Annotated in this window: 18 protein-coding genes; 11 read left to right on the top strand and 7 right to left on the bottom strand. The window is 41.3% G+C overall.

The annotated features are described in order from the left end of the window. Positions 1-76: 76 nt before the first annotated feature. The 6 genes from gyrA to dnaA form a co-directional block, all read right to left on the bottom strand. The gene (gene gyrA / locus A6K76_RS15520) at positions 77-2,536 is read right to left on the bottom strand and encodes a DNA gyrase subunit A (protein ID WP_211271779.1); all 2,460 of its coding nucleotides are present in this window, start codon (positions 2,534-2,536) and stop codon (positions 77-79) included. A 28-nt stretch (positions 2,537-2,564) separates the two neighbouring features. After that, positions 2,565-4,484, bottom strand: a complete 1,920-nt coding sequence (gene gyrB, locus A6K76_RS15515) for a DNA topoisomerase (ATP-hydrolyzing) subunit B (protein WP_083995491.1) — start codon at positions 4,482-4,484, stop codon at positions 2,565-2,567. Between the two features lie 92 nt (positions 4,485-4,576). Next, positions 4,577-5,695 carry a DNA replication/repair protein RecF gene (gene recF / locus A6K76_RS15510; RefSeq protein WP_066466514.1) on the bottom strand — a complete coding sequence of 373 codons (1,119 nt, stop codon included), beginning with the start codon at positions 5,693-5,695 and terminating at the stop codon, positions 4,577-4,579. After that, the gene (gene yaaA / locus A6K76_RS15505; RefSeq protein WP_066466513.1) at positions 5,695-5,922 is read right to left on the bottom strand and encodes a S4 domain-containing protein YaaA; all 228 of its coding nucleotides are present in this window, start codon (positions 5,920-5,922) and stop codon (positions 5,695-5,697) included. Before yaaA ends, recF begins: the two co-directional genes overlap by 1 nt. Positions 5,923-6,277: 355 nt before the next feature. Further along, positions 6,278-7,411: a DNA polymerase III subunit beta gene (gene dnaN / locus A6K76_RS15500; RefSeq protein ID WP_066466512.1), complete on the bottom strand. Its 1,134-nt coding sequence runs from the start codon at positions 7,409-7,411 to the stop codon at positions 6,278-6,280. A gap of 169 nt (positions 7,412-7,580) precedes the next feature. Beyond that, positions 7,581-8,924: a chromosomal replication initiator protein DnaA gene (gene dnaA / locus A6K76_RS15495; protein ID WP_066466511.1), complete on the bottom strand. Its 1,344-nt coding sequence runs from the start codon at positions 8,922-8,924 to the stop codon at positions 7,581-7,583. Between the two features lie 623 nt (positions 8,925-9,547). Between dnaA and rpmH the strand changes: the two genes are divergently transcribed. From rpmH to ychF, 11 genes are all read left to right on the top strand, one after another. Then, a complete protein-coding gene (gene rpmH, locus A6K76_RS15490) occupies positions 9,548-9,682 on the top strand; it encodes a 50S ribosomal protein L34 (RefSeq protein ID WP_066466510.1) in 135 nt (44 codons plus the stop codon). A 138-nt stretch (positions 9,683-9,820) separates the two neighbouring features. Beyond that, positions 9,821-10,180, top strand: coding sequence for a ribonuclease P protein component (rnpA, locus tag A6K76_RS15485; RefSeq protein ID WP_066466509.1), 360 nt, complete (start codon positions 9,821-9,823; stop codon positions 10,178-10,180). Positions 10,181-10,315: 135 nt separating this feature from the next. Further along, positions 10,316-11,059, top strand: coding sequence for a membrane protein insertase YidC (gene yidC, locus A6K76_RS15480; RefSeq protein WP_066466508.1), 744 nt, complete (start codon positions 10,316-10,318; stop codon positions 11,057-11,059). Positions 11,060-11,087: 28 nt separating this feature from the next. Next, entirely contained in the window at positions 11,088-11,888 is an 801-nt protein-coding gene (jag, locus tag A6K76_RS15475) for an RNA-binding cell elongation regulator Jag/EloR (RefSeq protein WP_066466507.1), read from the top strand. Positions 11,889-12,128: 240 nt separating this feature from the next. Next, positions 12,129-13,514: a tRNA uridine-5-carboxymethylaminomethyl(34) synthesis GTPase MnmE gene (gene mnmE / locus A6K76_RS15470; RefSeq protein ID WP_066466506.1), complete on the top strand. Its 1,386-nt coding sequence runs from the start codon at positions 12,129-12,131 to the stop codon at positions 13,512-13,514. Positions 13,515-13,541: 27 nt separating this feature from the next. Then, a complete protein-coding gene (gene mnmG / locus A6K76_RS15465) occupies positions 13,542-15,440 on the top strand; it encodes a tRNA uridine-5-carboxymethylaminomethyl(34) synthesis enzyme MnmG (RefSeq protein ID WP_066466505.1) in 1,899 nt (632 codons plus the stop codon). A 370-nt stretch (positions 15,441-15,810) separates the two neighbouring features. Then, a complete protein-coding gene (gene rsmG, locus A6K76_RS15460; RefSeq protein WP_066466504.1) occupies positions 15,811-16,527 on the top strand; it encodes a 16S rRNA (guanine(527)-N(7))-methyltransferase RsmG in 717 nt (238 codons plus the stop codon). Positions 16,528-16,599: 72 nt separating this feature from the next. Further along, positions 16,600-17,400: a ParB/RepB/Spo0J family partition protein gene (locus A6K76_RS15455; RefSeq protein WP_066466503.1), complete on the top strand. Its 801-nt coding sequence runs from the start codon at positions 16,600-16,602 to the stop codon at positions 17,398-17,400. Between the two features lie 17 nt (positions 17,401-17,417). Continuing rightward, positions 17,418-18,263 (top strand): mechanosensitive ion channel family protein, encoded by an 846-nt coding sequence (locus A6K76_RS15450; RefSeq protein ID WP_139108718.1) that lies wholly within the window; start codon positions 17,418-17,420, stop codon positions 18,261-18,263. Between the two features lie 3 nt (positions 18,264-18,266). Next, the gene (locus A6K76_RS15445) at positions 18,267-18,461 is read left to right on the top strand and encodes a DUF951 domain-containing protein (protein ID WP_066466501.1); all 195 of its coding nucleotides are present in this window, start codon (positions 18,267-18,269) and stop codon (positions 18,459-18,461) included. A gap of 231 nt (positions 18,462-18,692) precedes the next feature. Continuing rightward, on the top strand, positions 18,693-19,793 hold the full coding sequence (ychF, locus tag A6K76_RS15440) for a redox-regulated ATPase YchF (protein ID WP_066466500.1): 1,101 nt from the start codon (positions 18,693-18,695) through the stop codon (positions 19,791-19,793). Between the two features lie 50 nt (positions 19,794-19,843). Here ychF and A6K76_RS15435 read toward each other — a convergent pair whose 3' ends face one another. Further along, a complete protein-coding gene (locus A6K76_RS15435; protein ID WP_066466499.1) occupies positions 19,844-20,425 on the bottom strand; it encodes a DUF3267 domain-containing protein in 582 nt (193 codons plus the stop codon). Between the last annotated feature and the right edge of the window lie 89 nt (positions 20,426-20,514).

The following is a 20,514-nucleotide window of genomic DNA, read 5'->3' as shown; positions in this document are numbered from 1 at the left end:
TTACACCCTAAAGTTTATGCGCATGCTGGGCGCACAATAAAAACGCAAGTGGGTAAAAAACCTACTTGCGTTTTTGCTATGCTTCTGTCTGTTCGATTTCATCATATTCAGGTGAATCATCTTTTAATACTTTTGCAACAGAAGATACGCGCTCATCGTCAGCTAAACGGATAAGACGAACACCTTGTGTGCTACGACCGATTACTGAAATATCGTCAATATCCATACGAATAATCATACCGTTAATCGTCATTAACATTACATCCTCTAAACCGTCTACTGTTTTCAAAGCAACCATTTTCCCATTCTTTTCTGTTACATGAATCGTTTTAAGACCTACGCCGCCTCGACTTTGAATGCGATATTCTGATTCGGATGTACGTTTACCATAGCCATTTTCGGTTACGACAAGCACTTCTTGATCTGGTTCAACAACTTCCATACCGACAACGTAATCGCCTTCGCGTAGCTTAATGCCTTTTACGCCTGCTGCATTACGTCCCATTGCACGAATTTGTTGCTCATCGAAGCGAATTGCCATCCCATCATGCGTACCAAGGATGATTTGTTTTGAGCCATCTGTCAAACGTACTGAAATTAAATCATCGTCATCGTGTAAACCAATCGCAATTAAGCCGTTCGTACGGATATTTGCAAATTGTGATACCGATGTACGCTTTGTAATCCCTTGCTTCGTTGTAAAAACAAAAAATTCATCCTCTTTATACCCATTTACACGAATCATCGCTGTGACATGCTCGCCTTTTTCGATGTTGAGTAAATTCACAAGTGGTAAACCTTTCGCTGTACGACCAAACTCCGGCACTTCATAGCCTTTTGCTTTGTATACTTTCCCTTTTGATGTAAAGAATAAAATGACATCATGCGTTGATGTATACAGTAAATGCTCTACGAAATCATCCTCATTCGTGTTCATACCTTGTACGCCTCGACCGCCACGTTTCTGACTTCGATACGTATTAGCTGCTAAACGTTTAATGTAACCTTTATGCGTTAATGTAATAACCGAGTTTTCTTGTGGAATTAAATCCTCATCCTCAATCATCTCTAAACCGCCAACTGTAATTTCAGTACGACGCGTATCGTTGTAACGCTCTTTCACTTCTAACAATTCACTACGTACAATCGTTACAATCTTCTCCTCGTTCGCTAAAATTTCTTTTAACTCCTGAATTAAATTTTGTAGTTCTTGATACTCTTCCTCAATCTTTTCGCGTTCTAAGCCACTTAAACGTACGAGACGCATATCTAAAATAGCTTGCGATTGCTTGTCTGATAAGCTGAAACGTTCCATTAGCTGTGGCTTCGCTTCCTCACCGTTACGTGAACTACGAATAATTTTAATAATTTCCTCGATGTGATCAAGTGCAATACGTAAGCCTTCTAAGATGTGCGCGCGTGCCTCAGCTTTTTGTAGCTCAAACTTTGTGCGACGCTCGATTACGATTTTTTGGTGTTCTAAGTAATGGAATAGCATTTCCTTTAAGCCTAATACTTTTGGTTGCCCGTTTACAAGCGCCAGCATATTTACACCAAAGCTTGATTGCATCGGTGTTTGCTTATATAAATTGTTTAATACGACGTTTGCATTTGCATCGCGGCGTACTTCAATGACAATACGCATACCGTTACGATCAGATTCATCACGTAAGCCTGTAATGCCATCGATTTTTTTGTCACGTACAAGTTCAGCAATTTTTTCAATGAGCTTTGCTTTATTTACTTGGTACGGTAGTTCATGCACTAAAATCGTTTCGCGCCCATTGTCTTTTTGCTCAATTTGCACTCGAGCACGTAACATAATCGAACCACGACCGGTTTCATATGCACGACGAATACCGCTGCGACCTAAAATAAGCGCACCTGTTGGGAAATCCGGTCCTGGTATGATATCCATTAGCTCTTCTGTCGTAATCGCTGAATTATGCGATAACGCAATAACTGCATCGATTGTTTCTCCAAGCTGATGAGGTGGAATGTTCGTTGCCATACCTACTGCAATACCCGACGAACCGTTTACGAGTAAATTCGGATAACGAGCTGGTAATACAAGCGGTTCACGTTCACTACCATCGTAGTTATCGCCGTAATCAATTGTATTTTTGTTAATGTCGCGCAGCATTTCCATCGCGATTTTTGACATGCGCGATTCTGTATAACGCATTGCGGCCGCACCGTCACCATCGACCGAGCCGAAGTTTCCGTGCCCATCAACTAGCATGTAACGGTAGCTGAAATCTTGCGCCATACGTACCATCGCATCATAAATCGATGAGTCACCGTGTGGATGGTATTTACCCATTACATCACCGACGATACGCGCACTCTTTTTATATGGTTTATCTGACGTATTTCCAAGCTCCTGCATGCCATATAAAATACGACGATGTACAGGCTTTAAGCCATCGCGCACATCTGGTAATGCACGCGATACAATAACGCTCATTGCATAACTTAAAAATGACGTTTTAATTTCAGTAGTAATATTTCTTGTTTCAATCTTGCCTTGTTGCATTTCCGACAAAGTAAGGACCTCCCATCGCTTAAATATCTAAATCTTCTACGTATACTGCATTTTCTTCGATAAAGTCTCGACGTGGCCCTACTTCGTCCCCCATTAATTGCGTAAAGATTTGATCTGCTTCAATAGCGTCGTCTAAATCTACACGAATTAACGTACGATGCTCCGGATCCATTGTAGTGTCCCATAATTGCGTTGCATTCATTTCTCCTAGCCCTTTGTAACGCTGTACATTCGGCTTCGGCACTTGTGACATGCGCGCTAAAATTTCTTGTAGTTCCGCATCAGAGTAACAATATTCCACTGTTTTACCTTGCTTCACCTGGTAAAGCGGTGGCTTAGCAGCGTATACATAGCCAGCTTCAATAAGCGGACGCATGAAACGGAAGAAGAACGTCAGCATTAATACACGAATATGCGCACCATCAACGTCGGCATCGGTCATAATAATAATTTTATGGTAACGTGCTTTTGCAATATCAAAATCCTCACCAATACCTGTACCAAATGCTGTAATCATCGCGCGAATTTCAGCGTTCGATAAAATACGATCTAAACGAGCTTTCTCAACGTTTAAAATTTTACCACGTAACGGCAAAATAGCCTGGAAGTGACGATCACGACCTGATTTTGCTGAACCACCCGCTGAATCTCCTTCTACGATGTAAATTTCACATTCAGACGGATTAGTTGATGAACAGTCTGCAAGCTTCCCTGGTAAACTAGACACTTCAAGTGCCGATTTACGACGTGTAAACTCACGTGCCTTTTTAGCTGCAACACGAGCACGTGAAGCCATTTGCCCTTTTTCGAAAATTTTGCGCGCAACAGATGGATTCTCCATTAAGAAACGCTCAAAGCCTTCTGAGAACAATGAATTTGTAATGGCACTTACTTCTGAGTTGCCTAACTTCGTTTTTGTTTGCCCTTCGAACTGTGGTTCTGGATGCTTTACCGAAACAATTGCAGTTAAACCTTCACGTACGTCCTCGCCTGTTAAGTTTTGCTCAGAGTCTTTAATTAGCCCCGCTTTACGCGCATAGTCATTAATGACACGTGTTAAAGCTGTTTTAAAACCTGATTCGTGCGTACCACCTTCATACGTATTAATGTTATTAGCGAATGAGAAAAGGTTTGCTGCAAAGCCTTCGTTGTACTGCATCGCAATTTCAACGTAAATACCATCTTTTTCACCTGAAACATCAATTGCTTCGTGAATTGGCCCTTTCGCTTCGTTCATATCCTCAACGTATGATTTAATTCCGCCTTCATAGTGGAATAGCTGTGTTTTCTCTTGACCTACACGCTCATCTGAAATCGTTAAACGAATCCCACGATTTAAGTATGCTAGCTCTCGTATACGCTTTACTAAAATATCGTACTCGTAAACTGTCGTTTCTTTGAAAATTTCTGGATCTGCTTTAAAACGAGTAACAGTACCTGTCGTATCGGCATCGCCAATTACACGTAGCGGCTGTACAGTGTGCCCTCGTTGGAAAACAATTTCATGCACATGCCCATCACGGCGTACTTGTACATTCGTTTCAAGAGATAGCGCGTTCACAACAGATGCACCTACACCGTGTAGACCTCCTGAAACTTTGTATCCGCCGCCACCAAACTTACCACCGGCGTGTAACACCGTCATAATAACTTCAACAGCTGGTTTGCCCATCTTTTCTTGATTACTTACCGGAATACCTCGCCCGTTATCTTCAACGCGAATCCAATTATCTTCTTCAATCGCAACAATAATATCCGTGCAATAGCCTGCTAGCGCTTCATCAATACTATTATCAACGATTTCCCAAACTAAATGGTGTAGCCCTTTTGAACTTGTAGAACCGATGTACATCCCCGGTCTTTTACGTACCGCTTCCAAGCCTTCAAGCACTTGTATTTGGTCTGCATCATACGCTTCTTCTACTCTAGAATTTTCCATAGCCACTTTGTTCACCTACTCTTTCTAACCTCAGTCTTTATCTTTCAAAAATGTATGTTGTATATTCATTCACTAAAAAATACCCTGAATATTTATTCAGGACATGTAATTTCTCCTCGTTCCACGTGAAACATTTTTGCATGCTGGATTGTCTCATGATGTATACCATCAATGCTCGGTGTCGTTACAAACGTTTGCACTTCACTTTGCATAATATTTAATAAATGTGATTGGCGTTCCTCATCAAGCTCAGATAACACATCGTCTAGCAATAAAATTGGCGCTTCGTTCGTCTCTTGCTTAATAAGCTCGATCTCAGCAAGTTTTAGCGACAATGCAGTCGTACGTTGCTGTCCTTGAGAGCCATAAATTTGCACATCGTAATTATTTACAAAAAATTGTAAATCGTCGCGATGTGGGCCGACGAGTGTCATACCGCGTTCGAGTTCTCGACTTGCTGCCTCTTTCGATTTTGAATACAAATATGCTTTCATATCGTCAGCAGCCCAATCTGATTTCAAACCAGGAACTGTTTTATATTTAATTATAAGCTTCTCATGTTGCCGTGTAATACCTGCATGGATTGGCTCTGCCCAGCGCTGTAACATATCGATAAACTCATAGCGCTTTCGAATAATTTTTACCGCGGCTTCTACAAACTGTTCTGTATATACATCAAGCATCACCTGATCAATCTTTTGGTGACCTTGATGCTTTTTTAAAAACAAATTACGTTGTTTTAAAATTTTTTGATATTGCAATAAGTCATGTAAATAAACAGGAGAAATTTGACCAATCTCCATATCGATAAATCGGCGTCTTATTTGTGGACTACCTTTTACGACATGTAAATCTTCCGGTGCAAACATAACGACGTTCATTTGCCCAATATATTGGCTTAATTTGCTTTGCTCAATATGATTGACGCGCCCTTTTTTGCCTTTTTTAGAGATTGTAAGCTCCATCGGGTTTGCCCCGTATCGGCGTTCAATCACACCTTCTATTTTAGCATAATCTTGTTCCCAACGTATCAATTCTTTGTCATTTGCTGTGCGATGAGATTTCGCCATTGCTAGTACATAAATAGACTCCATCAAGTTCGTTTTACCTTGCGCATTTTGCCCAATGAAAACGTTAATTTTAGGAGAGAATTCGAGCTCTAGCTGATCATAATTGCGGTAGTTGGTAAGTTTAAGTTGGTGAATGTGCATTATTCACCAACGAATGCATCGACAATTTTAAAACGACCAACATTGGGAATATTCACGACATCATCATGGCGTAGTTTACGTCCACGTCGATCTTCTGCCTCTCCATTTACAAACACTTCATGTTCGCTTAAAAACCATTTTGCCATACCACCAGAGCTAATCGCATCCGTCATTTTTAAAGCCTGACCTAGTGTTATATATTCTGTATCAATGATTAAATCATTCACGTAATTTTGCCTCCAGTATTTCAAACAAGTATTTTTCTATCATACCTAATTTTCGTTATAAAGTAAAAAAAGATAGCCACGTCTTGTGACTATCTGATTTAACAATTCAGTATTTAAATTTTAACATGCGAACATACAATCGAACAAGTAGAACGACTTTATGATCCTAACGTTTTGGCGATAACGGAAATGTTTCTCGCTGCCATTTATAATTTACATCGTTATACACAAAATATGTGGCTCTCCACCATAATTCGAGGTTGCTTTTCACGCAGGAGTCCGCCTCTTGTTTTAAACAACCTTGATGGGTCAACACTAGCTTGAACCAACTATGTTGAGAAGTTATCGGTAACTGTTAGTAAGTACGCACCGGTAAAATTAATTGTAAGATGGCATCATCATGAATCGAACGTAAAATAAATGGTTTCATCGTGCCTGTGAATTGAATCATTACGTCTTGCCCATCAATAGCTTTTAACGCGTCCATCATGTATTTTGCTGAGAACGAAATTTTTAATTCGTCACCTTCTAAATTTTCAACCGTAATCTCCTCTTTTACTTTCCCAATTTCAGGTGAGTTCGATGAAATTTCAACTGTATTTTGACCAACTGTTTCAAATCGAACGACATTGTTGCGATCTTCACGTGCTAATAGTGATGCACGGTCAATTGCTTGTAAAAGTGATTTACCGTTAATTGTCACATTCGTTTGATAGTCGTCAGGGATTAGACGGCTTGTATCTGGATAGTTGCCTTCAAGTAAACGTGAGAAGAATAATACTTCTTTTGTTTTGAATAGCACTTGCTGGCTCGTTAAAGCAACATTCACTAAATCTGTTGAGTCGTCTAAAATTTTATTTAACTCGTTTAAGCTTTTACCAGGAATGACGACGTTTTGACCAACTGGTACGTTTTCGACTGTTACTTTCCGACGTGCTAAACGATGACTATCTGTTGCCACGCATACAAGTTGCTCTTCTTTTGTTTGCCAATGTACACCTGTTAGCACTGGACGTGATTCTGATGTTGATACTGCAAATACCGTTTCACGAATAACTGTTTTTAATAAATCACTTGGTATTGAAAATTGCTCATTGTTCGCGATTTCTGGCAGTTGTGGATATTCATTTGCATCAGAGCCAATCAGATGGAATTCTGATTTACCTGAACGAATAATAGTTTGTAAGCCTGTAGTTACTTCGATTTCTACTTCATTTGTCGGTAGCTTACGTACAATTTCGTGCAACATACGTGCTTGTAACACAATTGATCCTGGCTCATCGACATTAATGATTTGTTTACCGTTTTCTTCTGTTTTTACGAATGTTTGAATTGTAATATCAGCATCACTACCTGTTAAGCGTAATCCTTCAGCTGTTACATCTAGTTTAATTCCAGTTAAAATCGGAATCGTTGTTTTTGAACTTATTGCACGCATTGCATTGTTTAAACCGTCTAATAAACGGTCACGCATAATCTCAAATTTCATCAAAAAATACCTCGCTTTATATATATTATATTATTTATTTTTTTAATAGATATAGTAGTAGGGGCTGTGGATAGTGTGGATAAGTGCCTTGAAGCCTTGTGTAGCAACACTTCCGCTTGTGGATAACTTGTGGATAAGTCTGTGGATAAGTCGTTGTTTTATCCACAGGTTATTTTCCGAGTACCGCCCTAATTTTTTTTACATCTTGCTTTAGTTGTTTGTCCGTTTTCATCAATGCGGAAATCTTTTCATGTGCATGAATAACTGTCGTGTGATCGCGTCCACCGAATTCATATCCAATTTTAGGTAACGAATATTCGGTAAGCTCTCGTGATAAATACATCGCGATTTGACGTGGATAAGCAATCGTTTTCGTACGTTTTTTCGCTGCAAAATCATCTAAATGCACTTGATAATGCTCACCTACAGCACTTTGAATATCTAAAATTGTCAGCGCACGAGGTTTTCCGTTTTGCATAATGTCTTTTAACGCTTCACCAGCAACTTCAATGCTAATTTCTTTATTCACTAATGAAGAATACGCTACTACGCGAATTAATGCACCTTCCAGCTCACGAATATTGGAATCAATTTGATTTGCAATGTAGAGCATTACTTCGTTTGGAATGTCCTCAAGCTGTTCTGCCTTCGCTTTTTTACGTAAGATTGCAATGCGCGTTTCTAAGTCAGGTGGTGCAATATCGGTAATAAGTCCCCATTCAAAGCGAGAGCGCAGTCGATCCTCAAGTGTTGGGATTTCTTTTGGTGGTCGGTCGCTAGAAATAATAATTTGTTTTGATTCCTCATGTAGCGTATTAAATGTGTGGAAAAATTCCTCTTGTGTAGATTCTTTCCCTGCTAAAAATTGAATATCATCGATGAGTAGAACGTCTACATTGCGGTATTTGTTGCGAAATTCAATTGCTTTGTTGTCACGAATAGAGTTAATGAATTCATTCGTGAACTTTTCAGATGATAAGTATACTACTTTAGCTTTCGGATTATGCTCTAGCACGTAATGACCGATTGCATGCATTAAATGTGTTTTGCCGAGTCCTACACCACCATAGATGAAAAATGGATTATATGCTTTTGCAGGAGCCTCTGCAACGGCCAAACTTGCTGCATGAGCGAATCGGTTGCCAGAACCGATGACAAATGTGTCAAAGGTGTATTTCGGATTGAGCATGCCTGATGCAATGTCGTAGTTTTCCTCGATTTTTGGCAGTTTAATTGGTGGAGGCAAGTTGATGTCGTCATCGTCATCTTTTTGTACGACGAATTTGATGGAAATTTCCTCCCCCGTTAGTTCAACTAAAATCATAGCTACAAGCTGTGTATAGTGGGTTTCTAGCCAATCACGTGCGAACGAGTTAGGTGCTGCAATCGTAATTGTTTTTCCCTTATAGGTTAAAAGTTTAGTCGATTTTAACCACGTTTCAAAGCTAGGTTTTGAAATTTTCTGCTCTACTTGAGAAAGCACTTGATTCCAAAGATCCTTTAAATTTTTCAAATGTGTTGTCACTCCTTTTTTATAAAATGTTTGTTTAGCACAAAAATAACGCCCTTGAAAATATGCGTTTTAAAAATTTTTTTTATGTTGTAAAAGAAGAATATTACTCCATCTTTTTTAGTGTCTAAAATGAAAGTTATACACATATTCACATGTTGTGAACAAGAGTTATCCATAAGCTGTGGATTAAGTTATCCACAGGCTGTGGATAGTGTGGATAAGTTTTTTTCTGACTAGAGTTTTCCACAGGCAATTTAACGTAATGATAGCAGAAAAACTTAAGTATAACAAGGCTTTGAAAAACTTATCCACAGAGTTATCCACTATTCACAAAACAGTTATCCACACCCTGTATATATGTGGATAAGCTGTGGGTAACTATGTGGATAACATTTTTTTGTAAGAAAGCTTATCCACAGGTTATCCACAGAAAAATGAAAAAAATGTGGATAAGTCGGTTGTTTTAGAGGCGCTGTATTTTGAGTAGTTAAACATAGATTTGAGCGCTTGTATAGTCGAAACTTTTTTATGAAAGCATTGACAAATTGCATTGGCATAACTTATACTATTCAAGTCTGTATGTAGAAAATAGATGAAATTTATATTGCAGGAGGTGTATAGTAATGAAACGTACGTACCAACCAAAGAAACGTAAACATAGTAAAGTACATGGCTTCCGTGCACGCATGGCTACTAAAAACGGTCGCAATGTTTTAGCTCGTCGTCGTAAAAAAGGTCGCAAAGTATTATCAGCATAAGTCCACTGAGCCACATCAGTGGTCTTTTTTTTCGTTAGAGTACGAGGGAAAAGAGTTTTCAATGGGCGATTTGTGTGTTTTACGCGAATCGCCCTATATTTATTTTTGAGTGAAAGTTCGAATGAGCAGGTGAAGAAGATGAATAAGCGCCAGCGTATAAAGAAGAATGAAGATTTTCAAAAGGTGTTTAAAAGAGGAAAGTCATTTGCGAATCGTCAATTTGTCGTATATGTAATGCCAAAGCAAGATCAGAAGCATTTTCGCGTCGGACTATCGGTAAGTAAAAAGCTTGGGAATGCGGTAAAGCGCAACCAAATTAAACGCTACATTCGTCAAGCGTTGTTAGAGCTACGTGAGGACGTAAAGCAGGATGTAGACTATGTTATTATCGCCAGACACGGGGCGGCCGCGCTAGACTTCCATGAAGCGAAGGACAGCTTAATGCACGTAATGAAAATTGCAAAAGTATTAAAAAACAATAAATTAAAGAGTGAATAGATGCGCATTGCAATCCGCATCATATAAAATGAAAATATCGGTTTATAAAATAGCTTGCACGAGCAGTAGGAAGTTATTTTGTAACATGATAAAATAGCAAAAACTAAATAGTGTTTCAACGTAGGAGGAAAAAGCTTGAAGAAAAAACTTTGGGTACTTTTAACGCTTGCAGTTGCAACGCTTGCATTGGCAGGTTGTACAGAGTTCGAGCAACCAATTTCAGCCGAGAGCGAAGGCTTTTGGAATAGCTTCATCGTTTGGCCGCTAGTATCGTTAATTGACATGTTTGCAGGTTGGTTAGGTACATACGCATTAGGTATTATTGCGGTAACGATTTTAATTCGTTTAATCATTTTACCGCTTATGGTTAAGCAAACGAAAAGCGCAAAGCAAATGCAAGAAATGCAACCAAAATTAAAAGAGCTACAGGCAAAATACTCATCTAAGGATGCGCAAACACAGCAGCAGTATCAACAAGAAATGATGAAATTAATGCAAGAGTCTGGTGTTAATCCTTTAGCAGGTTGTTTACCAATCTTCATCCAAATGCCGATTTTAATTGGTTTCTATCATGCAATTAGCCGTATGAATGTAACACCAGCATACGATTTAGGATCATTTTTAGGTGTTCATTTAGCTGAGCCAAGCATTCTTTTTGCTGTGCTTGCAGGTTTAATGCAGCTAGCTGTAATTTTAACGGGACCACCAGTTGGCGATAACCCACAAATGAAGATGATGATGTACATTATGCCAGTAATGATCGTTGTGTTCGGTGCGTTTTTACCAGCAGCACTTTCACTATACTGGATTGTCGGAAATATTTTCTCAATCGGTCAAAATTTTGTAATTCATAAACCTTGGTTGAACAAAAAGAAGTAACGAAATGACTCTTTTAGGGGGGCTTTACGTGAAACAAACTACGCAAATTGGTGCTACTTCAGAGGAAGCAATTGAACTAGCTCTTAAAAAGCTAGGCAAGACACGTGAGCAAGTGGACATCCAAGTTTTACAAGAAGGCAAAAAAGGTTTTTTAGGCATCGGAGCGCGCTCTGCACATGTAATCGTACGTGTGAAGGAAGAGTCAAAGCCAGTTGTCGTCATTCCTGCTGAAGAAGCTGTAGAACCGATCGTTTTAGACGAGCCGCGCGTTACAGAAAAACTAGCAGCCGCTGAGGACGATGAACCGATCGTGGAGCTAGAGGAAGCTGTTCCCGAAGCACCGATCGAGGAAAAGCCGAAAAAAATTGATGATACACCGCTTGTAAAAGAAGTGACGGAAACGTATTTAAAAGAAGTAGCTAAAGCAATGAACATTCATGATTTGCACGTTGATATGCATAAGCAAGGGAAAACTTTGTATGTAGAGCTTTCGAGCAAAAAGGCAGCGCTATTAATTGGTAAGCGTGGTCATACGCTAAATGCGCTACAGCAATTAACGCAGCTTGTTGTGAATAAGCAGTCGCAAAGCTATATCACGATTTTAATTGATGTTGAAAATTATCGTGATCGTCGTGAGGAAGCGCTTGAAGTATTAGCGTCACGCATGGCTGAAAAAGCAATTCGCACAGGCAAAACAGTAACGTTTGAGCCGATGCCATCGTACGAACGAAAAGTTATCCACAACGTACTGTCTAGTCGTGTGGATATCGAAACGTACTCAGAAGGCATAGAGCCAAACCGTTACTTAGTCATTCAACCAGTAAGATAAAAAAGACCATCTAAGACAAAAAATCTTAGATGGTCTTTTTTATTTAAGATTTTTGTGAATATTCCGCGATTTATCCACAAAAAGCTGTGGGTAACTTGTGGATAGATGTTAATAACTTCGCGTATTAACGTTGCTGCTTTAGATTTTATGTGAATTATGTTAGTCTATGTAGTTAGTGAGTAAAAGAGCGGATAAAACTTATGCACATGTGGATAAGTTTTTATTTTTAGGAGGATTAGTATGGAATTTGATACAATTGCTGCGATTTCCACACCGATGGGCGAAGGTGCAATTGCCATCGTTCGTTTAAGTGGGAACCAGGCAGTCGAAATTGCAGATCGAGTATTTAAAACGCCAGGTGGCAAACGTTTAATGGAGCAGCCGTCGCATACGATTCATTACGGGCATTTACATGAACCAAAGACTGGTGAAATCGTTGAGGAAGTCATGCTGTCGTTAATGAAGGCACCGAAAACATTTACGCGTGAGGACGTTGTTGAAATTAATTGTCACGGTGGTATTGTGTCTGTTAACCGTGTGTTGCAGCTTGTGCTTGTGAACGGTGCGCGTTTAGCAGAGCCAGGTGAGTTTACGAAGCGTGCGTTTTTAAACGGTCGTATCGATTTATCACAGGCGGAAGCGGTAATGGATTTAATTCGTGCAAAAACAGACCGTGCGATGAATGTCGCGCTCGGACAAATGGACGGTAAGCTGTCGCGTTTAATTACCGATTTACGCCAAGCTCTTATTGAAACATTGGCGCAAGTAGAAGTCAATATCGATTATCCAGAGTACGATGACGTTGAGGAAATGACCGTACCGGTGCTTCTTGAGAAGTGCTCGTGGGTGCGTGATGAAATAGAAAAGCTGTTACAAACGTCATCACAAGGGAAAATTTTACGTGAAGGTTTATCGACTGTTATTTTAGGACGCCCGAACGTTGGAAAATCGTCACTTTTAAATAGCTTAGTGCAAGAAAATAAAGCGATCGTAACAGATATTGCCGGGACGACGCGTGATATTATCGAAGAATATGTGAACGTGCGTGGTGTGCCGCTTCGTCTAGTTGATACAGCAGGCATTCGTGAGACGGAAGATATCGTCGAGCGCATCGGTGTGGAGCGTTCTCGTCAAGTTTTGAAAGAAGCAGACTTAATCTTACTTGTGTTAAACTCTGCTGAGGAGCTATCGATTGAAGATGAGCGCCTATTTGAAACGATTCAGCATATGGATTACATCGTCGTTGTAAACAAGACGGATTTAGAGCGTAAAATTGATTTAAATCGCGTGTACGACTTAGCGGGGAAATCGCGTGTTGTGGCGACATCGTTGTTAAAAGAAGAGGGCGTTATTGAGCTTGAAGAGGCGATTGCGGCGTTATTCTTTGATGGGCAAGTAGAGCAAGGCGACATGACGTACGTATCGAATGCGCGTCACATTGCGCTATTAAACCAAGCGCGCGACGTGATTACCGATGCGCTTGATGCAGCTGAAGCGGGCGTGCCAGTCGATATGGTACAAATTGATGTAACGCGCACGTGGGAAATTCTTGGTGAAATTATCGGTGATACAGTGCAAGAGAGCTTAATTAATCAGCTGTTCTCGCAATTCTGTTTAGGGAAATAGATTTATAACAAGAGAGGAATTTGAGTAATGGCAACACAGTATGAAGCAGGAAATTATGATGTAATTGTTGTCGGTTCAGGGCATGCAGGTGTCGAAGCAGCATATGCAGCGGCAAAAACGGGCGCAAAAACATTAATGCTAACGATCAACTTAGAGTTAATCGCATTTATGCCATGTAACCCGTCAGTTGGTGGACCAGCAAAAGGGATTGTTGTGCGTGAAATTGATGCGCTAGGCGGTTTAATGGGGCGCGTGATTGATAAAACGTACATTCAAATGCGCATGTTAAATACAGCGAAAGGTCCTGCGGTGCGTGCATTACGTGCGCAAGCGGATAAGCAGCTATATCAACGTGAAATGAAGCGCTTGTTAGAAGAAGAGGAAAATTTACAAATTCGTCAAGCGATGGTGGAAGAGCTAATCATTGAAGACGGTGTTGTAAAAGGTGTGTTAACACAAGTCGGTGCGATTTATCGTGCGGAAGCGGTCGTGCTGACGACAGGTACATTCCTACGCGGTGAAATTATTATCGGTGATTTAAAATATTCATCTGGTCCAAACAACCAACAGCCGTCAATTCGCTTAGCGGACAACTTAAAGGAACTTGGCTTTGACTTAGTGCGCTTTAAAACAGGAACGCCACCGCGTGTGAATAGTCGTACAATTGATTATTCAAAAACGGAAATTCAACCAGGTGATGACGAGCCGCGTGCATTTAGCTTTGAAACGACGGAGCATATTACCGATCAGCTGCCTTGCTGGTTAACGTATACGAGCGAAGAAACGCACGACATCATTAATGCGAATTTGCATTTATCGCCAATGTTTTCAGGCATGATTAAAGGAACAGGTCCGCGTTATTGCCCATCAATCGAGGATAAAATTACGCGATTCGCGGACAAGCCGCGCCACCAAATTTTCCTTGAGCCAGAAGGACGCGATACGCAAGAAGTATACGTGCAAGGTTTCTCGACGTCGCTACCTGAACATGTACAGCGCAAAATGGTCGCATCGATTCCTGGTTTAGAAAACGCGGAAATTATGCGTGCAGGCTATGCGATTGAGTATGATGCCATCGTGCCGACACAGCTTTGGCCGACGCTTGAAACGAAGGCGATTAGTGGGCTTTACACAGCAGGTCAGCTAAATGGTACATCGGGTTATGAAGAGGCGGCTGGTCAAGGGTTAATGGCTGGTATGAACGCAGGATTAAAAGTGCAAGGTAAAGAAGAAGTTATTTTATCTCGCTCGGACGCGTACATCGGTGTATTAATCGACGACTTAGTAACAAAGGGGACGAACGAGCCGTATCGTTTATTAACTTCTCGTGCAGAATACCGCTTATTACTGCGTCACGACAATGCCGATTTACGTTTAACGGACGTTGGCTACAAAGTTGGGTTAATTTCGGACGAGCGTTATGCGAAGTTTACGAAAAAGCGTGCGCAAATCGAGTCAGAAATTGAACGTCTACGCAGCATTATCGTGAAGCCGAACGAAACGACGCAAGAAGTAGTGCGTTCAGTTGGTGGTGCGGAATTAAAAGATGGTATTCGTGCATCTGATTTCGTGAAGCGTACAGAAATGACGTATGACTTAGTCGCAAGTTTAATTGAGCCGACAGCAGAGGCATTAAACGAGGACGTTCGTGAGCAAGTCGAAATTCAACTGAAGTACGAAGGTTACATTCAAAAAGCACTGCAACAAGCAGATCGCTTAAAGAAAATGGAAGACAAAAAAATTCCAGACAACATCGACTATGATGCAATTGGCAGCTTAGCAACAGAGGCGCTACAAAAGCTGAAGCAAGTGCGTCCGTTAACGATTGCACAAGCGTCACGCATTGCAGGGGTAAACCCAGCAGACATTTCGATTTTACTTGTGTACATTGAACAAGGGAAAATCGCACGTGTAAGCGGGGAATAACATAATGAAATATCAAGCGTGTTGATTAGCCATTAAACTGGCATTTCGCGTTCCTGAGGCTCGACTCAAGCCACGACCTAGAAACGCGAGCCGCAAGCGCAATGTGCCTAATGAATATGCTTGTAAAAAAAGGGCTGTGCTACAAGTCGACGATGACTTCAGCGCAGCCCTTTTTATTTTCGTATGTGCTGAGGTGAGCGCAGCGCCCGCGGAAAGCTTACTTCGACGTGAAAGGCAATTACAAGCTATGGCGAAGAGCTAAAAGTTATACACATTATGCACAGCGATTTGTGGATAACTGGTGTATAACGGCGAACGAAAATGATATACTGTGGACAACATTTCACGGAACAAAGAAAAGAGGGTTTTTATGAACGAGCAACAATTTATTGAAGCGCTAAAAGAAAAAGGTATCGAGCTAAGCGACAAGCAAATCGAACAGTTCCGCAAATATTTCGAGCTGCTTGTTGAGTGGAACGAGAAGATGAACTTAACGGCAATTACAGATTTAGAAGGCGTGTATTTAAAGCATTTTTACGATTCGATTAGCGCGTCGTTTTATTATGACTTTAACGAAACGACAACTGTATGTGACGTAGGAGCAGGCGCGGGCTTCCCGAGCTTACCGATTAAAATTTGTTATCCACATTTACACATTACGATTGTCGATTCGTTAAATAAGCGCATTACGTTTTTAAATCATTTAAGCGAGCAGCTTGGATTAGAAAACGTCAACTTCGTGCATGCGCGTGCGGAGGAGTTCGGGCAAAATGCGACATATCGCGAGCAGTTTGATACAGTAACAGCACGCGCAGTTGCACGTTTAAGCGTATTATCAGAGCTTTGCATTCCACTTGTAAAAGAAGGCGGCAAGTTTGTGGCGTTAAAAGCAGCAGCAGGCGCAGACGAGTTAAAAGAGGCGAAGTCAGCGATCAACACGCTCGGTAGTAAGCTAGAAGAAGAGCATCACTTCTTATTGCCAGTGGAAGAAAGCGAGCGTTCGTTATACGTGTTTAATAAAATAAAGGCAACACCAAAAAAATATCCACGTAAGCCAGGTGTACCGAACAAGTCGCCAATTAAATAACGACATGTTATCCACACCGTTGTCCACAATTTGTGGATAACGGTGTTTTCAATAGAGAAGGGAGATTATTCGATGGAACAAGCATTTGAGGAAATTGAACAAATTGAATTGCAGCACATTCGGGTAAATCCATATCAGCCGCGCAAAGTGTTTGATGATGAGGCGTTAGAGGAACTCAGTGCGTCAATTATCGAGCATGGTGTGTTGCAGCCGATCGTCGTGCGCAAAAAAATGAACAGCTATGAAATTGTTGTCGGTGAGCGACGTTTTCGTGCATCAAAGCTAGCCGGTAAAACGCATATTCCTGCGATTGTGCGTCATTTAACCGACCAGCAAATGATGGAGCTTGCGATTTTAGAAAATTTACAGCGTGAAGATTTGACGCCGATTGAGGAAGCTGAAGCATACGAAAGCTTAATTCAAAAGCTGCATTTCACACAGGAGGAGCTAGCGGTGCGCCTTGGGAAAAGTCGTTCGCATATTGCCAATTACATTCGACTGCTTAGCTTGCCAAGCGATGTACGCGAGCAAATTACGAGCGGAAAATTATCGATGGGGCATGGTAGAGCGCTGCTTAGCTTAAAGGTGCAGCGTCAAATGTCACTAATGGCTCAGCGCGTGATGAAGGAAAGTTTGAGTGTGCGTCAGCTAGAAAAAATCGTGCAGGAGCGCACCGCTGTTTCACGTGGAACGAAAGCACCGAAGCAAAAAGATGTGTTTGTACAAGAACGTGAAGCACAGCTGCGTGAACTTTTTGGAACGAACGTGCAAATTCAACAGACGAACAATAAAGGGAAAATCGAAATTGAGTTTTACTCGGACGACGATTTGCAGCGCATTTTTGATTTGTTACAATTGAGCGACATTGAATAAAAGCAGAGGTGAAGTGTATGGACATGCAAAGATTTGTGCAAAAGTGGATTGATTATTTTTCAAATCCCGAATTTTGGGACAAAGCATTCGCGGCTTTCATTGAGATTACGTTAATTTTAGTGATTTCAGCCATCGTTGTACGTGTTGCAAGAGCGGTTATTGCGCGCGTGTTCCGCATCCGTCGTCGCACACCACTGCGCGGAAACGAACGACGAGATACGACAATTTTGCGATTGCTGCAAAACATCGTCGTGTATTTAGTGTACTTCTCGGCGATTGTCGGTATTTTATCGTCACTTGGCATTCAAGTAGCCGGATTACTTGCTGGGGCAGGGGTTGCCGGCTTAGCAATTGGATTCGGCGCACAAAGCTTAGTGAAGGATGTTATTACAGGGTTCTTTATTATTTTTGAAGATCAATTTGGTGTTGGCGATTATATTAAGCTTACAGGCGGCGAAGGAACAGTTGTGGAAATCGGCTTGCGCACGACGAAAATTCAAGGACCGACTGGCGAGCAGCACATCATTCCAAACGGCGGTATTACGAACGTGACGAATTACTCGGTGAACAACACGAAGGCGACGATTGATTTAGACGTGCCGGTAAACGCGGATATTGAAGCGGTTCAAAGTGTCATTCAACAATATTTAAATACATTGCCAGCAGAGCATGAGGAGCTTGTGCGTGCGCCTCAGTTTCTCGGTGTCGTAAACTTTACGAAAGATGAGGCGACTGTGCGCATTACGTATGAAACATTACCGCGTCAAGCTGCTGCAGTTGGACGTGTCATGCGCCGTGACGTAATTTCGATTTTTGCGCAGTTTGGTTTTATTGCGACAGATTCAGATGAGGGGGATGAATAACGAATGGAACAAAAAGTATTTGCGTTAAATGACGTAGTGGAAATGAAAAAGCAGCACCCATGTGGTACGAACGTATGGAAAATTATTCGTGTCGGCGCAGACATTCGCATTAAATGTGAAGGTTGCGGGCATAGCGTCATGCTGCCACGCCGCGAGTTTACGAAAAAAATGAAGCGTGTCATTCAAACGGCGGAGTAAGTTGCGCAATCGTAAATAGACTTTTAGCGTGCAAATCAATATAATAGACAAGGTTATATTTTGTTCCTTGAAAGTAAGGAACTTTGTAGTAGTTGTATTCGTGTTGAAGCGCGATTTCACATAAGCTGGGAGCATGCGAACAGCTACATAGCGAATCAACACATTCGTTTTAACTTAGAACGTACGAGAATCTCTCGATAATAAAACATACAAGGAAGGTCGTGACTTTACATGGCATTAACAGCTGGTATCGTCGGTTTACCTAACGTTGGTAAATCAACATTATTTAACGCAATTACAAAGGCAGGTGCACTTGCAGCGAACTACCCATTCGCAACAATTGAGCCAAACGTAGGGAGCGTAACAGTTCCAGACGAGCGCTTAGACAAATTAACAGAATTAGTAACACCGAAAAAAACAGTTCCGACAACATTTGAATTTACAGACATCGCGGGAATCGTAAAAGGTGCATCTACTGGTGAAGGTTTAGGAAACAAATTCCTTGCACATATTCGCGAAGTAGACGCAATTTGCCAAGTAGTACGTTGCTTTGAAGATGAAAACATCACGCACGTATCAGGTACAGTAAATCCAATCGACGACATTGAAGTAATTAACTTAGAGCTTATTCTTGCGGACTTAGAATCTATCGATAAACGTATCGCGCGTGTTGCGAAAATGGCGAAGCAAAAAGATAAAGAAGCAATGGTAGAAGAGCCGATTTTACAAAAAATTAAAGAGGCGCTTGAAGCAGAAAAGCCAGCGCGTTCTGTTGAGTTATCAGACGATGAGAAAAAAGTAATTAAAGGACTGCATCTTTTAACAATTAAACCAACGTTATACGTAGCGAACGTTTCAGAAGATGAAGTAGCAGATACATCTGACAACAAATACGTAAATATGGTGCGTGAATACGCAGCAGCTGAAGGCGCACAAGTTATTACAATTTGTGCGAAAATCGAAGAAGAAATTTCTGAGCTAGAAGACGACGAAAAGAAGGAATTTTTAGCTGAGCTAGGCATTAACGAATCAGGCTTAGATCAATTAATTAAAGCTTCTTACAGCCTTTTAGGTTTAGCGACGTACTTCACTGCAGGCGTACAAGAAGTTCGCGCATGGACGTTCCGTAAAGGCATGAAAGCACCACAATGCGCAGGTATTATCCACTCTGATTTCGAGCGTGGCTTCATTCGTGCAGAAACAGTAGCGTATGACGATTTAGTAGAGTACGGCTCAAAGCCAGCTGCTAAAGAGGCAGGTCGCGTGCGTGCAGAAGGTAAAGAATACGTTGTACAAGATGGCGACGTAATGGAATTTTTATTCAACGTGTAATCATTGGAAAAGACACTTGCGAACATTCGCAAGTGTCTTTTTTTATGCCTTTATTTCGGGTCATGTAAAGTGATGTCGTCGTTCGTCGTGCCAGGTGGATAAATATATAATGTCGGCTCTGTCGGGTCATCTCGTACGACGGCATGTTTCGGGAATTTGCGCAGCGCCTTATACATTGAGAAATCACCGACTGCTCCGGCCATTAAAAATGCACCGACTAGTATCCATAAATAGCTATCGACGTAAAAGCCGTACACAGTTGGCAGCACGCCTGTTAACCAAAATGGTAGCAGCAGCGCTTTTTTCATCGCGTGATTTTCAACGAGCTGTGATGTCGTTGCGTAGGCGAGCCCTTTTTCGAGATCGGTACCGAAGCTTAGCGACGACCACGGCACGCCACCGTAGACGACGAAGCCGAGCAAATGGCATGCCTCGTGCGCGACAATTAAAAATATGTAAGCGACGCAAAACCAACCGAACGTGCTAATGATTGACCAAAATGAAAAGTCCCAGTACATGCGCGGCTGAATGGCGTAGTTTAGAAGCGGCAGTGCGACTGCTAATATGATCGACCAAATGACGTTTTGGCGCATGAGCTTGTCGATGTTCAATGAAATCGTTTCGTGTGACATAGAAGACCTCCTTTTTTGTTACGTATTATCACATTTGTTGATTAGCCTTTTTATACGGCAGTAGCGCGACTTAGCTTGCTGTGAGCGCT

The sequence above is a fragment of the Caryophanon latum genome (genome assembly GCF_001700325.1).
Lineage (GTDB): Bacteria > Bacillota > Bacilli > Bacillales_A > Planococcaceae > Caryophanon > Caryophanon latum.
This window is presented reverse-complemented; position numbering and strand designations above follow the sequence as displayed.